General features: G+C 64.6%; 13 protein-coding genes. 7 read left to right on the top strand and 6 right to left on the bottom strand.

Annotation, left to right across the window (positions count from 1 at the left end; all coding sequences use genetic code 11):
- Window positions 1–35: 35 nt before the first annotated feature.
- Entirely contained in the window at window positions 36–686 is a 651-nt protein-coding gene (locus tag DKB74_RS09180) for a c-type cytochrome (RefSeq protein ID WP_109807857.1), read from the top strand.
- Window positions 687–761: 75 nt separating this feature from the next.
- Here DKB74_RS09180 and DKB74_RS09175 read toward each other — a convergent pair whose 3' ends face one another.
- Complete coding sequence (locus DKB74_RS09175; protein ID WP_109807856.1) at window positions 762–1,646, bottom strand: LOG family protein; 885 nt, start codon at window positions 1,644–1,646, stop codon at window positions 762–764.
- A gap of 47 nt (window positions 1,647–1,693) precedes the next feature.
- Window positions 1,694–2,383: an extensin family protein gene (locus tag DKB74_RS09170; protein WP_109807855.1), complete on the bottom strand. Its 690-nt coding sequence runs from the start codon at window positions 2,381–2,383 to the stop codon at window positions 1,694–1,696.
- A gap of 143 nt (window positions 2,384–2,526) precedes the next feature.
- Here DKB74_RS09170 and DKB74_RS09165 point away from each other — a divergent pair, with 143 nt between their 5' ends.
- The 4 genes from DKB74_RS09165 (at window position 2,527) to DKB74_RS09150 (ending at window position 6,947) form a co-directional block, all read left to right on the top strand.
- Entirely contained in the window at window positions 2,527–3,684 is a 1,158-nt protein-coding gene (locus DKB74_RS09165; protein WP_109807854.1) for a phosphoserine transaminase, read from the top strand.
- 148 nt (window positions 3,685–3,832) lie between these two features.
- A complete protein-coding gene (serA, locus tag DKB74_RS09160) occupies window positions 3,833–5,410 on the top strand; it encodes a phosphoglycerate dehydrogenase (protein ID WP_109807853.1) in 1,578 nt (525 codons plus the stop codon).
- A gap of 47 nt (window positions 5,411–5,457) precedes the next feature.
- A complete protein-coding gene (locus DKB74_RS09155) occupies window positions 5,458–5,853 on the top strand; it encodes an endonuclease domain-containing protein (RefSeq protein ID WP_239987447.1) in 396 nt (131 codons plus the stop codon).
- Window positions 5,850–6,947 carry an ATP phosphoribosyltransferase regulatory subunit gene (locus DKB74_RS09150; RefSeq protein WP_109807851.1) on the top strand — a complete coding sequence of 366 codons (1,098 nt, stop codon included), beginning with the start codon at window positions 5,850–5,852 and terminating at the stop codon, window positions 6,945–6,947. Before DKB74_RS09155 ends, DKB74_RS09150 begins: the two co-directional genes overlap by 4 nt.
- On the opposite strand, the gene DKB74_RS09145 is transcribed toward DKB74_RS09150, so the two are convergent.
- The gene (locus DKB74_RS09145; protein WP_109807850.1) at window positions 6,944–9,382 is read right to left on the bottom strand and encodes a ligase-associated DNA damage response DEXH box helicase; all 2,439 of its coding nucleotides are present in this window, start codon (window positions 9,380–9,382) and stop codon (window positions 6,944–6,946) included. The genes DKB74_RS09150 and DKB74_RS09145 overlap by 4 nt on opposite strands.
- 82 nt (window positions 9,383–9,464) lie before the next feature.
- On the opposite strand from DKB74_RS09145, the gene DKB74_RS09140 reads away from it, so the two are divergent.
- Window positions 9,465–10,460, top strand: coding sequence for a ligase-associated DNA damage response exonuclease (locus tag DKB74_RS09140; RefSeq protein WP_109807849.1), 996 nt, complete (start codon window positions 9,465–9,467; stop codon window positions 10,458–10,460).
- A gap of 72 nt (window positions 10,461–10,532) precedes the next feature.
- The gene (locus tag DKB74_RS09135) at window positions 10,533–10,988 is read left to right on the top strand and encodes a hypothetical protein (protein ID WP_109807848.1); all 456 of its coding nucleotides are present in this window, start codon (window positions 10,533–10,535) and stop codon (window positions 10,986–10,988) included.
- 285 nt (window positions 10,989–11,273) lie between these two features.
- On the opposite strand, the gene DKB74_RS09130 is transcribed toward DKB74_RS09135, so the two are convergent.
- The 3 genes from DKB74_RS09130 to DKB74_RS09120 form a co-directional block, all read right to left on the bottom strand.
- Window positions 11,274–11,780: a GNAT family N-acetyltransferase gene (locus DKB74_RS09130; protein ID WP_109807847.1), complete on the bottom strand. Its 507-nt coding sequence runs from the start codon at window positions 11,778–11,780 to the stop codon at window positions 11,274–11,276.
- The gene (locus DKB74_RS09125; protein ID WP_145960938.1) at window positions 11,770–12,441 is read right to left on the bottom strand and encodes a hypothetical protein; all 672 of its coding nucleotides are present in this window, start codon (window positions 12,439–12,441) and stop codon (window positions 11,770–11,772) included. Before DKB74_RS09125 ends, DKB74_RS09130 begins: the two co-directional genes overlap by 11 nt.
- Window positions 12,442–12,504: 63 nt before the next feature.
- Window positions 12,505–13,848 carry a chloride channel protein gene (locus DKB74_RS09120; RefSeq protein ID WP_109807845.1) on the bottom strand — a complete coding sequence of 448 codons (1,344 nt, stop codon included), beginning with the start codon at window positions 13,846–13,848 and terminating at the stop codon, window positions 12,505–12,507.
- Between the last annotated feature and the right edge of the window lie 51 nt (window positions 13,849–13,899).

Genomic DNA, 13,899 nt, shown 5'->3' with positions numbered 1-13,899 from the left:
AGGAGCACCACTTTCTTCCAGGGGCACCGGATAAGATGCAGGACCGCACGAATACGATCGCAGGATGGGCTCTGGCTGGCGCAGTCGCTGCGCTTGGCCTTTCGATCGTGAGCGGTGGTATCTTCATCGACCATCATCCCGAGAAGGAAGGCTATCCGGTCGAGGCGGCGGAAACCGAAGGCGGCGGCGAAGAAGCCGTGGCGCCGATCGCCACGCGCCTTGCCGCAGTCGACCTCGCCAAGGGCGAATCGATCTTCAAGGGCAAGTGCACTGCCTGCCACACCGACACGCAGGGCGGTCCCAATGGTTTGGGCCCGAATCTCTGGGCGGTGGTCGGCAAGCCGCACGGCCATCTCGGCAATTTCGCCTATAGCGACGCGCTGAAGAGCGTGCCGGGCGACTGGACGTTCGAAGCGCTCGACGAATGGCTGACCAGCCCGCGCAAATATGCTTCGGGCACCAAGATGACGTTCGCCGGCATTCCCGATCCCCAGGATCGCGCCGACGTGATCGCCTATCTCAACGCCCAGGGTTCGAACCTGCCCTTCCCGCCGCCTCCGGCCCCGGCCGAAGAAGAAGCGACTCCGGCGGACGGGGCGGAAGCGCCTGCAGCCGAATCGGGCGATGCGGCTGGCGACGAAGCGGTATCGAACGAGGCGGCTCCCGCCGAAGCCACCGCCGAATAACCGTTCGGACCAAGCAAGAAAAAGGCCGCTGCCCCAATCGGGGAGCGGCCTTTTTGCTTGGCGCGTAGCGGGCGTTCAGTCCTGCTGCGAATCGCGCCGGTTGCGCCAGAAATTCTGGACGATCTCCCAGCCTTCCTCGGCGGTTTCGACGAAGTGGAAGAGGTTGAGATCGCGCGGCGAGATCACCCCTTCCTCCACCAGCGCTTCGAAATTGACGACGCGGGTCCAGAATTCCTTGCCATAGAAAAGCACCGGAATCGGTTCGATCTTGCCCGTCTGGATCAGCGTCAGCAGTTCGAATGATTCGTCGAACGTCCCGAATCCGCCCGGAAACACGGCAACAGCGCGCGCGCGCAGCAGGAAATGCATCTTGCGCAGCGCGAAATAGTGGAACTGGAAGCTGAGGTGCGGCGTCACATAGGGATTGGGCGCCTGTTCGTGCGGCAACACGATGTTGAGGCCGACGGTTTCGCAGCCCATGTCGCACGCGCCGCGATTCGCCGCTTCCATGATCGAAGGGCCGCCGCCCGAACAGACGACGAAGTGGCGCTTGCCGTTTTCGTCGCGCGGGCAGCCGCTGGCCAGCCGCCCGAGTTCGCGGGCGACATCATAATATTTGGACTTGGCGACCAGCCGCTCGGCCACACGCTTCGATTCGGGCGTGTCGGCCAGTTCGAGCAGCGATTGCGCCTTGTACGGCTCGGGAATGCGCGCCGAGCCATAGATGACGAACAGCGATTCGATTTCCGCTTCGTCGAGCAGCAATGTCGGCTTGAGCAATTCGAGCTGAAAGCGCACCGGGCGCAAATCTTCGCGCAGCAGGAAATCGAGATCCTGAAAAGCGAGCCGATATGCGGGGTCTTCGGTCTGGGGAGTGCCTCCGCCGGCGGTACGCGCGGACTCGGCATCTTCTTCGGCCCGTCGGAATACGCGGGACGGGACGCGTGCATCTTCGTTCATTTGGACAAGCGATACTCTATTGGCGCTGCGGCGCAAGCATCGCGGCGTCAGCGGCAAAAGGGGCCGCGGCCCATATCCATGTGAAAATGGTTGTAATGGGCGGCATTGTAATCCGGGCTCAGCACCGTCCGGAAACGGCGGCAGGCCGATCGCTGGATAATCTGAAGAAACTGGCGAATCGCCGGGTCGTTCGAATGCCAGTCATGCTCGATCGTGATCCGGCGACCATCGGCCAGAACGAATGCCGAAATATCGACGGCATTGGCGAGGGCATGTTCCGAAAGTCGCCGCGAAGCCGCGGCGCCCGCCCCGACGATACCGCGACAGGCATAGGTGCCCAGGCTTTCGACCTTGACCAGCGGGCTGCCCAGAATCTCGCGCGCGGCCGGCGCGACGCCATGCTGGACCCAGGCCGTGAATGTCTTGGCAAGCGGGCAGCGCATCGATTTGAGGCCGCTCACCGGCACGCCGATGTCGAGCAGCTCGACTGCGCCCGTCACCAGGCATCCGCCGCCGAAATCGCGATCGGGCAGCGGGCTGAAACGGACATTGTCGCGTGTCAGATCGGCCTCGCATTGCCGGGTTTCCGCCGTCGGCGCGCCGCCCATCTCGATCGGACCGCTGGCGCGTGGGCGAATCGGCTGATTGCTGGTGACGCGATCATTGCCACCGCCGCCGAACAGGCATCCGGTAAGCAGGACAGGCAGCAATATAGCGAGGGTGCGGGGGGTCGCCATCGTTCAGCCGGTATCGCACATCGTGGTTACTCAGAAGTTAAGCGGCGCCCGCAGGCCATTGACATCCGGCTCGCCATCTTTAGTGCGGCCGACGGGCCACGCGGTCCCAACGCCGCGCGTGCTCTCTGCAAGGAGAGACTGACATGACTGATACGACTGCTGCCGACGCCACCATTGCGTCCGCAAAACCCGCCGCCAAGCCGGCACGCCCCTTTTTCTCTTCGGGTCCCTGCGCCAAGCCTCCGGGCTGGGATGCTGCAAAGCTCGCGTCCGATTCGCTCGGCCGCTCGCACCGTTCGAAGATCGGCAAGGCGCGTCTCGCCTATTGCATCGACCTGATGCGCGAGATGCTGAACCTGCCCGACACCCATCGCATCGGCATCGTGCCGGGATCCGACACCGGCGCCTTTGAAATGGCGATGTGGACGATGCTCGGCGCGCGCGACGTGACGACGCTGGCGTGGGAAAGCTTCGGTGAGGGTTGGGTCACCGATGCGGTCAAGCAATTGAAGCTCGAGCCGACGGTGCTGCGCGCCGATTATGGCCAGCTGCCCGATCTCGACACGGTCGACTGGTCGAACGACGTGCTGTTTACCTGGAACGGCACGACCAGCGGCGTGCGCGTTCCCGATGGCGAATGGATCGCCGACGATCGCGAAGGATTATGCTTCGCCGATGCGACCAGCGCGGTGTTCGCCTATGACCTGCCGTGGGACAAGATCGATGTCGCCACGTTCAGCTGGCAGAAGGTGCTGGGCGGCGAAGGCGCGCATGGCGTGCTGATCCTCGGCCCGCGCGCGGTCGAGCGGCTCGAAAGCTACACCCCGGCATGGCCGCTGCCCAAGGTGTTCCGCCTGACCAAGGGTGGCAAGCTCACCGAGGGCGTGTTCAAGGGCGAAACGATCAACACCCCGTCGATGCTTGCGGTCGAAGACGCGATTTTCGCGCTCGAATGGGGCAAGTCGATCGGCGGGCTGCACGGCATGATCGCGCGCTCGGACGCCAATGCCCATGCGCTCGACAAGATCGTCGCGGATCGCGACTGGCTCGGCCATCTCGCGGTCGATAGCGGCATTCGCTCGAAGACCAGCGTGTGTCTGACCGTCGAAGGCGCCGATACCGACTTCATCAAGAAGATGGCGGGGCTGCTCGAAAAGGAAGGCGCGGCGCTCGACATCGCCGGTTATCGCGATGCTCCTCCGGGGCTGCGTATCTGGTGCGGCGCGACCGTCGACACTGCCGATATTCAAGCGCTCGGCCCCTGGCTCGACTGGGCCTATGCCACTGCCAAGGCCGGCTGATTCCGTCGCCCCTGCGAAGGCAGGGGCCCATGTCTCTCCATTGCATCGCTGGCCGCTGACACAATTCGCACAGCCCTTGTGTCAGCCGGCCATGCGCACCGAACAGCGATAGGCCCCTGCCTGCGCAGGGGCGACGAAAGGTTTGAAAATGCCCAAGGTCCTGATCTCCGACAAAATGTCCCCCAAGGCCGCCGAAATCTTCCGTGCGCGCGGCATCGAAGTCGATGAAATCACCGGCAAGACGCCCGATGAGCTGAAGGCGATCATCGGCGATTATGATGGCCTCGCCATTCGTTCGTCGACCAAGGTCACCAGGGACATCCTCGAAGCCGCGACCAATTTGAAGGTGGTGGGCCGCGCCGGGATCGGCGTCGACAATGTCGACATCCCCGCCGCTTCGGCCAAGGGCGTGGTGGTGATGAACACGCCGTTCGGCAATTCGATCACGACCGCCGAACATGCCATCGCCCTGATGTTCGCGCTTGCCCGCCAGATTCCGGAAGCCGATGTTTCGACTCAGGCGGGGAAGTGGGAAAAGAACCGCTTCATGGGCGTCGAAGTGACCGGCAAGACGCTGGGCCTGATCGGCGCGGGCAATATCGGCTCGATCGTCGCCAGCCGTGCGCTGGGCCTGCGGATGAAGGTCGTCGCCTATGACCCGTTCCTCACGCCCGAACGCGCGATCGAAATCGGCGTCGAAAAGGCCGATCTCGACACGCTGCTCGCGCGCGCGGATTTCATCACGCTGCACACGCCGCTGACCGATCAGACGCGCAATATCCTGTCGGCGGAAAACCTCGCCAAGACCAAGCAGGGCGTGCGCATCATCAATTGCGCGCGCGGCGGCCTGATCGACGAAGCGGCGTTGAAGGCGGGTCTCGAAAGCGGCCATATCGCGGGCGCCGCGCTCGACGTGTTCGCCACCGAACCCGCCAAGGAAAACGCTCTGTTCGGCGCGCCCAATTTCATCTCCACCCCGCATCTGGGCGCATCGACCGACGAAGCGCAGGTCAATGTCGCGATCCAGGTCGCCGAGCAGCTTTCCGATTATCTGCTGTCGGGCGGCGTCACCAACGCGCTCAACATGCCGAGCCTGTCTGCGGAAGAGGCTCCGCGCCTCAAGCCCTATATGGCGCTCGCCGAAAAGCTCGGTTCGCTGGTCGGCCAGCTGGCGCATGGCGCGCTCAATTCGATTGCGATCGAAGTCGAAGGCGCCGCTGCCGAGCTCAACCAGAAGCCGATCACCGGCGCGGTGCTTGCCGGGCTGATGAAGCGCTATTCGGATACCGTGAACATGGTCAATGCGCCCTATCTGGCCAAGGAGCGCGGGCTGGACGTGCGCGAAGTGCGGCATGAGCGCGAAGCCGATTATCACACGCTGGTGCGCGTCACGGTGAACACCGATGCCGGGGAGCGTTCGGTCGCGGGCACCTTGTTCGGCGATGCCAAGCCGCGTCTGGTCGAACTGTTCGGCATCAAGGTCGAAGCCGATCTGGCCGGCGACATGCTCTATATCGTCAACGAAGACGCGCCGGGCTTTATCGGCCGCCTCGGCACCACGCTGGGCGAGGCGGGGATCAACATCGGCACCTTCCACCTTGGTCGTCGCGAATCGGGTGGCGAAGCGATCCTGCTCCTCTCGGTCGATCAGGAAGTGACCGGCGATCTGGTCGAAAAGATCCGCGCGCTTCCGGGCGTGAAGACCGCAATGGCGCTGGCGTTCTGACTTCCTTGTGCCCTCTCCCCGCTGGGGAGAGGGTTGGGAGAGGGGCCGTGCCGCAGATCGATCCTTTGTTACTCGATCGTGCCAAGAGAATGCGCACCCAGCCGACGCCATTTGAGCAGAAACTGTGGGGCGCTTTGCGCGGTCGCCGCTTTGAAGGCGTGAAATTCTCCCGCCAGGTTGTTATCGGCGCTTATATCGTCGATTTCGTCGCGCGCTCGCACAGGCTGGTTGTCGAGATCGACGGTGAAAGTCATGGCATTTCTGTTGGCAGGGATGCCCAGCGTTCAAATTGGTTGGAAAAGCAGGGGTATCGTGTGATCCGTTTCACCAATCGTGACGTCGGTGAAAATCTGGACGGAGTGCTTGCCGCAATTGGCGAGGCGCTTGGCGCAGCCCCTCACCCCGACCCTCTCCCCGACGGGGAGAGGGAGGAAAGAGAATGACCGGACTCCTCCCTGAAGGATTTCACGATCGCCTGCCGCCGTCCGCCGACGCGGCCGCGCGGCTGGAGGCGGAGGTGCTGCGCGTTGCGCGTGGCTATGGCTATGAACAGGTCGATCCGCCGCTTGCCGAATTCGCCGATTCGCTTGCCGGGCGGCTGAAGGCCGGGCGGATGGAACAGGCGGTGCGCTTCGTCGATCCGGTGTCGCAGCGCACGTTGGCGATCCGTCCCGACATCACTGCGCAGGTCGGCCGGATTGCCGCGACGCGCATGGGGCATCACCCGCGGCCCGTACGGCTGTCCTATGCCGGACCAGTGCTCAAATTGCGGGCAAGCGAGCTGCGTCCCGAACGTGCGATGCGCCAGATCGGTGCCGAGCTGATCGGGCTCGACAGCGTCGCGGCGGCGCGCGAAGTCACGGCAGTAGCGGTCGAGGCATTGCAGGCCGCCGGGATCGACAGGATCGCCATCGATTTCACGCTGCCCGATCTGTTGCCGGCGCTGGCCGGTGACACGCTGTCGTCGGACGCGCTTGCGACGCTAGCCGAACGGCTCGATGCCAAGGATGCGGGCGGGGTTGCCGCGATCGATGCGCGCTATCTGCCGCTGATCGAAGCTGCAGGGCCGTTCGATGCCGCGATGACGCGCCTGCGCGCATTCGACGGCGAAGGGCTGCTTACCAGCCGCCTCGACGGACTTGCCGAAATCGCCGCCGGAGTCAGCCCGCACGCCGCGCTGACGCTCGACCCCACCGAACGCCATGGCTTTGAATATCAAAGCTGGCTCGGTTTCTCGCTGTTCGCGGGTGGCGTGCGCAACGAAATCGGGCGCGGCGGCAGTTACATGGTGCTGCGTGAGGATGGCAGCGAAGAGCCCGCGGTCGGTTTCTCGCTGTATGTCGATCCGGTGCTCGATGCCGGACTTGGCACCGGCAAGCGCGAGCGGCTGTTCCTGCCCTTTGGCACCGATGCTGAAACCGCGAAGACGTTGCGTGCGCAGGGCTGGGTCACTGTCGCGGCGCTGACCGACGACGATACGCCCGAACGCCAGCTCTGCACGCATGTGCTGGGCGATATCGGGCCCGAAGCGCTCTAACGCTGCATCGCCAGCGCGGCGAGCGCTTCGGCTTCTCCCAGCATCGCGTCCTCGGTTGCGGCCTGAGTCACATTTTCGCGGCCGATCATGATCAGCACCGGCACGGCGAGCGGGCTTACCCGGTCGAGATCGACATGGAGCATCGTGCCCTGCGCACGGTCGAGCAGGTCGCCGAGCCGTCCGACATCGGTCATCCGCGCGCGCGCGTCGGCCCAGGCGGCGCGGAGCAGCAGATGGTCGGGCTCATATCGGCGCAGCACGTCATAGATAAGGTCGGTCGAAAAGGTGACCTGGCGCCCGGTCTTGCGCTTGCCGGGATGCTGGCGCTCGACCAGCCCGCCGATCACCGCGACATCGCGGAAGGCGCGTTTGAGCAACGCCGATTCCTGCACCCAGTCGACAAATTCATGTTCGAGAATGTCGGGCGACAGCAATGCCGCCGGATCGGTGATCTTCTCCAGCCCGTAACAGGCCAGCGCATAGTCATTGGCGACGAATCCGATCGGCTTGAGCCCCAGCGCCTCCATCCGCCGCGTGATCAGCATGCCGAGCGACTGATGCGCATTCCATCCTTCGAAACTGTAGAGGACGAGATGCTGCTGCCCCTCATGCGGGAAGGTTTCGACGAGCAATTGCCCCGGTTGCGGCAGCGCCGAGCGGTAGCGCTGCATCTCCAGCCATTCGCGGACATCGTCGGGGAAGCGCGCCCATTGCGACGCATCGGCCAGAAAGCCACGCACCCGGTCGGCAAGGTTGGTCGTCATCGCCAGGCGCAGGCCCATATAGCTCGGCACGCGCGCCGGGCGGCTTGTTGCGCGGACGATCAGATCGGTATCCTTCACCCCTTCGACTTCGAGTGCGATGCCGGAGAAGAAGAAGGTGTCGCCGGGCGACAGCGACGCGGCGAACAGCTCCTCGACCTTGCCGAGCTTGCGCCCGTTGCGGAACCGCACGTCGAGCATCGGTGCTTCGACAATGATCCCGGCATTCAGGCGATGCTGCGCGGCGAATTTGGGGTGGGAGAGGCGCCACAGCCCATCCTGCCCGTGCGTCAGCCGCTTGAACTTGTCATACGCGCGCAGCGCATAGCCGCCATCGGCGATGAAGCCGAGCACCCGGTCAAATTCTTCCTGGGTCAGCGCCGAATAGGGGAGCGCCGAGCGGATTTCGTCCAGCACTGCATCGGCAGTGAACGGCGCGGCGCAGGCACAGGCCATGATATGCTGAGCCAGCACATCGAGCCCGCCGGGGCGGAAATCGTCGCGATCGAGCTCGCCGTCATCGACAGCATCGAGCGCGGCGCGCGCCTCGAGATATTCGAAGCGATTGCCCGGAACGAGCACCGCTTCGCTGGGTTCATCGAGCCGGTGATTGGCGCGCCCGATCCGCTGGAGCAGGCGTGACGACCCCTTGGGGGCACCCATCTGAATAACGCAATCGACATTGCCCCAGTCGAGCCCGAGGTCGAGGCTGGCCGTCGCGACCAGCGCGCGCAGCCTGCCATCGGCCATTGCCGCTTCTGCCTTGCGCCGCGCCTCAATGCTCAGACTGCCATGGTGGATGCCGATCGGCAGGCTCATCGCATTGGCTTTCCACAAATCCTGAAAGATAAGCTCGGCAAGCCCGCGGGTGTTGCAGAAGACGATGGTGGTGCCGTGCGTCTCGATCTCCGCCATGACCTGTTCGATGGCATAGCGGCCAGAATGCCCGGCCCAGGGGACGCGGCCATCGGGCAACAGGATCGCGATATCGGGATCGGCGCCCTTGTCGCCCTGCACCAGCGCGACGCTGTCGATATCGCCATGCGGGGCGAGCCAGCCGCGATAGCCGTCGGGATCGGCGACCGTGGCGGACAAGCCGACGCGGCGGAAGCCGGGTGCGATTTTCTGCAACCGCGCCAGCGCCAGCGCGAGCAGATCGCCGCGCTTGCCGGTGGCGAAGGCGTGGATTTCGTCGATGACGACGGTTTTAAGGTCGGAAAACAGCGTGAAACTGTCTTCATAGGACAGCATCAGGCTTAGGCTTTCGGGCGTCGTCAGCAAGATTTCGGGCGGTCGCGCACGCTGGCGCTGACGGCGATCATGCGGGGTGTCGCCGGTGCGCGTTTCGACGCGGATCGGCAGGTCCATCTCGCCGATCGGCGTGAGCAGATTGCGCTGCACATCGGTGGCGAGCGCCTTGAGCGGCGAGATATAGAGCGTGTGGAGGCGATCGGTCGGGTGATCGACCAGATCGGCGATGCTGGGCAGGAACCCGGCCAGTGTCTTGCCCGCGCCGGTGGGTGCGACGAGCAAGGCATGTCGCCCCATGCGCGCCGCCGCCAGCATTTCGCGCTGATGACGGCGCGGTGTCCAGCCGCGCGCTTCGAACCAGCGCCGGATGGGCTCGGGGAGCGTTTCGGCGGGGCTTTCGAACAAGGGGAGCGGCGGATCCATTCGCTGCCCGAGGTAGGGCGGCAGCGCGAGGTTGCAAAGGGCTGGGGCTGGAACGCGGCGCCACCGCAACCATTTAACCCTGATGCCGCTGGGAGACTGGATCGAACCGAAACCGGAGGGGATTTACGTCCCCGCCGCCGATGCGTGGGTCGATCCGTCGCGTCCGGTACCACGCGCGCTGGTGACGCATGGCCATGCCGATCATGCGCGCGGCGGCCATGGCGTCGTTCATGCGACTGCCGAAACGCTGGCGATCATGGGCGTGCGCTATGGCGCGCAAAGCGGCGTGCCGGTTGCTTATGGCGAAACGCTGCGGATCGGCGATGTCGATGTGACCTATCTGCCCGCCGGTCATGTTCTGGGTTCGGCGCAGATATTGCTCGAACATCGCGGCGAGCGCGTGATCGTATCGGGCGATTACAAGCGTCGGCCCGATCCCACCTGCGCGCCGTTCGAACCGGTTTCGTGCGACGTCTTCATTACCGAAGCGACCTTCGGCCTGCCGGTATTCCGCCACCCCGAAACGCATGACGAAATGGACAAGCTGCTGGCGCGGCTGCGTGCTGAGCCCGAACGGTGCGTGCTGCTCGGCGCCTATGCGCTGGGCAAGGCGCAGCGGGTGATTGCGGAGCTGCGCGCGATGGGATTCGACGATCCCATCTATATCCATGGCGCGCTGCAGCGGCTGTGCGACCTTTATGGCGAACTCGGCGTCGATCTGGGCGAATTGCGGCCCGCGACCGGCGTGGCGAAGGGCGAGCTGCAGGGGCGACTGATCCTGGCGCCGCCCTCTGCGCTCAATGATCGCTGGTCGCGGCGGCTGCCCGATCCGGTCACCGCGATGGCGTCGGGATGGATGCGCGTGCGCCAGCGCGCACGGCAACGCAATGTCGAGCTGCCGATCATCCTGTCCGATCATGCCGACTGGGACGAGCTGACCGACACGATTCGCGAAATCGCCCCGCGCGAGGTTTGGGTGACACATGGCCGCGAAGATGCGCTGGTCCATTGGTGCGGGCTGCATCAGATCCGCGCCCGGGCGCTGGCGCTTTCAGGCTATGAGGACGAAGACGACTGACCCTGCCGATTTTCGTGGCGTTCCTATGCGGTTGTGCCAAAGTTCCGGCGTTCTTCGGGAGGGGGATTCGTCATGCTGATTTCGGGTTTGGCTGCGCTGCTCGTACTGGTTTCGCCACAGGTGCCTGCGGAAGGCCCGACGGGCCAGGCGCTTACGCAATGTCTGGTCAGCCATACCAGCGATGCCGACCGCGTCGTCCTGATCCGCTGGACGTTCGGTGCGATCACCGCGCATCCGGCGGTTGCCGATCTTGCCAATGTCTCCGACGAACAGCGTACCGAACTGACTGCGCGGGCCGCGGCGCTGTTCGAACGGCTGATAACGGACGATTGCCGGTCGGAAGCGGTGGCTGTGCTGAAGACCGAGGGATCGAACGGATTCGGCCAGAGCTTCCGCGATTTCGGCACGCAATCGACCGGTTTCCTGATGCAGAATCCTGCCGTGGTCCGACAGGTTGGCGGGCTGGTCGGCCATCTGGTCGCCAATCCCGAATTCATGCAGCTCGTTCTTGAGGCGCAGGCGAACTAGGTCGTGAACCCATAAACGGCATCGCCGAGGCGCCGGAATGGCTTCCATCTCGGGCCAAAGCGGCCGCCGGGAGGGCTGGGCGCCCTTCCAAGGCCGCTTTGGGCCGAGATGGAAGCCATTCCGGCGTCCCGAAGGGATTTGGCCAAAATGGCCCAGCGCTGCGTCGGCAGAGCTTGGAATATCGACATATTCCTGCGCCCTGCCTCCTTGAGCTGAGCCATTTTGCCTCAAACCTCGACGGCGCCCTTTATGGGTTCACGACCTAGGCTCGGGCAACCGGAACGGTCACTCGCGCGTAAGCCGTTTTGCGAACACTTTCGACACCGGGGCATAATCCTCGCTCTCGAAGAAACGATGTGCGCCTTCGTTACCCAGCCCGCTCTCGAGGAACATCCAGCCGATTTCGCGTTCGCGCGCGCGCTGCTCGACTGCCGCCACCAGCATTCGGGCAATGCCGTGGCGGCGCGCCTCGGGAGCAACGGCAAGGTCGTTGAGCACGCCATGGGGAGTCGGCGCGTCTTCTATCCAGGAAACCGAAGCGGCACCGGCAAGCGCGCCGTCGAGCCGCGCGACCAGCAGCGCCGGCGCGTCGCTTCCGGCAAATTCGCGTTCGAGCCGTGCCTCCAGATCGGGTGCCCAACGCACCCCGTCGGGGCTGAGTGCCCATTGGATTTCGCCATGCGAGATATAGGCCGGGTCGGCACGCACCACGCGCGCGAAAAACCGCGCCGCATCGCGCCGGTCCTCCTGGCTGTCCGCCCATGCCAATAGGGGCGCGGGATCAGACGCCATGGCGACGGTTTCGATAGGATTGCATTGTCATCTCCGCGGGACGATCGAGCCATTTCAATATCTCGCCGCACTGCATCTGTGCCGCGACATGACTGAAGAAACGGCGACGGAAACGCTCCGCCGCGGCTTCGCGTTCCTCGGCATCGGCGGCGGCGGTTTCGATCAGCATCTCGTCATATTCGGCGACCGAAGGCGCGAAGATCGCATAGAGGTCCATCGTGTAGTTATCGGCATAATCCTCGACCCAGCGCTGGCGGAACCACCAGCTGTGGATCACCGCTTCGAACCAGATGACCCAAGACCCGAATATCTGTGGCTCGACCGTGCGGCGGCGGCGCGACCGGGTGGCGATTTCGAACAGGTTGAGCTGTTGCAGGAAAAACTGATCGGCGACGCCGTCGCGCTGCGCATCGGGAACATAGGAGCTGGGCCGGGTCTGTGCCTTATATTCGAGCAGCGTGTCGCCATGCTCGGCCTCGAAGCGAAACACCGCGTTCGATTCGAGTTCGAGACGCAGGTAATTTTCCTGCCGCTCGACCTTGCGGTCCTTGTTCTGCTGGCGATTATAGCTCCACAGCGCGAGCACAAAGCCAGTGAAGGCAATGATATTGGCCCAGCTTTGTGCGCTCAGCCCCGAAAACCAGTGCAACAATCCCTGCATGCGCGCGCCTCCCCCGATCGCCCCTGCATCAGCGATAAGCGGTGCGCGCGCGCCCGCCAAGCATCAGTGTTTGAGGTCCACCGGCGGATCGGATCGCGCGAGGAACCCGCGTGCGAGCGCGGAATAGAGCCGTTCGCGACAGACCAGCGCGCTGACGGCGTCGGCGATCAGTGCGGTCGCGAACATCGGCAGGATCATGCCACGGCTGGCAGTGGTTTCCGAAAGAATGATGACGGCAGTGAAGGGCGCGCGAATCACCCCGACGAAATAGGCGGCCATGCCCAGCAATATGATCGCGCCTGCCGCATCGTTGGGGAACAGCTCCTTGAGGAAATTGCCGATCCCGGCCCCGACGGCGAGCGAAGGCGCGAAAATGCCGCCCGGCGCGCCGCTCAGCGTCGTCGCGAGCGTTGCGAGCAGCTTGGCCGGGCCGAACCAGAGCGAAATATCGCCGCCCTCGACCAGGTCGCGCGTCGTCGCATAGCCGGTGCCCCAGGTGCTTCCCGCCGTGGCGATGCCCAGCAGCGCGACGATCAGGCCGCATGCCGCCGCAAACAACACCGGGCGCTTGCGCGACAGGCCGAAAAAGCCGCTGGTCGCGCGGCTGAAGCGCAGCACCAGCCGACTGAACAGCCCGCCCATCGCGCCACCGAAAATTCCCGCAATGGGTGTCGCCATCAGCACCGTGTGCAGCGGCAGCGTTTGCCCCATTTCGCCGAAATAAACATAGTCGCCTGCGAGGCCGAGGCTGACGAGACCGGAGATCATCACCGCGCCCATCACCAGCACCGCGATACGCTGTTCATAGGCGGCGGCGAGTTCCTCGATCGCAAAGGCGACTCCGGCCAGCGGCGTGTTGAACGCGGCGGCGACGCCGGCCGCGCCACCGGCGATCAGCACGCCGGCAGTGATCGGCACGCGCAGCAGCTTGTGGATCCACACCATGATCGCGGCGCTCACCTGCACCGTCGGGCCCTCGCGACCGACCGACCCGCCCGCCAGCAGCATGACGACCGTCAGCACCAGCTTCTTGCCCGCCGTGTAGAGCGATACCATCCGGTCGGCGAGCACCCGATCCGATGTCCGCCCCGCCGCGATCACCTGGGGAATGCCCGATCCCGACGCCTCGGCAGCCCAGCGGCGCGTAGCATAGACGACTCCGGCGAAAACCGCCGGAGTCAGCAGGACCGGCAGCCATGGCCAGCTGCCCGCGACCGAGAGGAACAATTCATGCGCGCTGTCGGCGATTTCCGCAAACAGCAGCGCGACGATGCCGAGCAGGATCGCGCCGGTGACGGTCGCGATTCGCCTGCGCAGCATGCGCAACTGCGCAGCGGCCTCCGGCTGCGCGCGTCGGCGCCACAAGATGCGCAGATGCCGCCGCATTCTGTCTGGAGAAAGGGACATTTTGTCGCATGGCATAGGAGCCCGGGCGGTGGGGTCAACCTTCAGCGTCGG

This window comes from Stakelama portus, assembly GCF_003171655.1.
GTDB lineage: Bacteria > Pseudomonadota > Alphaproteobacteria > Sphingomonadales > Sphingomonadaceae > Sphingomonas > Sphingomonas portus.
Note: the sequence above shows the minus strand (reverse complement) of the source record. Positions and strands in the feature narration are given on the sequence as shown.

Bases quoted from the DNA above. Each gene is read 5' to 3' on its own strand.
- DKB74_RS09145 (WP_109807850.1), bottom strand. From the start codon at position 9,382: ATGGATCCGCCGCTCCCCTTGTTCGAAAGCCCCGCCGAAACGCTCCCC.
- serA (WP_109807853.1), top strand. From the start codon at position 3,833: ATGCCCAAGGTCCTGATCTCCGACAAAATGTCCCCCAAGGCCGCCGAA.
- DKB74_RS09130 (WP_109807847.1), bottom strand. From the start codon at position 11,780: ATGGCGTCTGATCCCGCGCCCCTATTGGCATGGGCGGACAGCCAGGAG.
- DKB74_RS09140 (WP_109807849.1), top strand. From the start codon at position 9,465: ATGCCGCTGGGAGACTGGATCGAACCGAAACCGGAGGGGATTTACGTC.
- DKB74_RS09165 (WP_109807854.1), top strand. From the start codon at position 2,527: ATGACTGATACGACTGCTGCCGACGCCACCATTGCGTCCGCAAAACCC.
- DKB74_RS09125 (WP_145960938.1), bottom strand. From the start codon at position 12,441: ATGCAGGGATTGTTGCACTGGTTTTCGGGGCTGAGCGCACAAAGCTGG.
- DKB74_RS09120 (WP_109807845.1), bottom strand. From the start codon at position 13,848: ATGTCCCTTTCTCCAGACAGAATGCGGCGGCATCTGCGCATCTTGTGG.
- DKB74_RS09180 (WP_109807857.1), top strand. From the start codon at position 36: ATGCAGGACCGCACGAATACGATCGCAGGATGGGCTCTGGCTGGCGCA.
- DKB74_RS09135 (WP_109807848.1), top strand. From the start codon at position 10,533: ATGCTGATTTCGGGTTTGGCTGCGCTGCTCGTACTGGTTTCGCCACAG.
- DKB74_RS09175 (WP_109807856.1), bottom strand. From the start codon at position 1,646: ATGAACGAAGATGCACGCGTCCCGTCCCGCGTATTCCGACGGGCCGAA.
- DKB74_RS09150 (WP_109807851.1), top strand. From the start codon at position 5,850: ATGACCGGACTCCTCCCTGAAGGATTTCACGATCGCCTGCCGCCGTCC.
- DKB74_RS09170 (WP_109807855.1), bottom strand. From the start codon at position 2,383: ATGGCGACCCCCCGCACCCTCGCTATATTGCTGCCTGTCCTGCTTACC.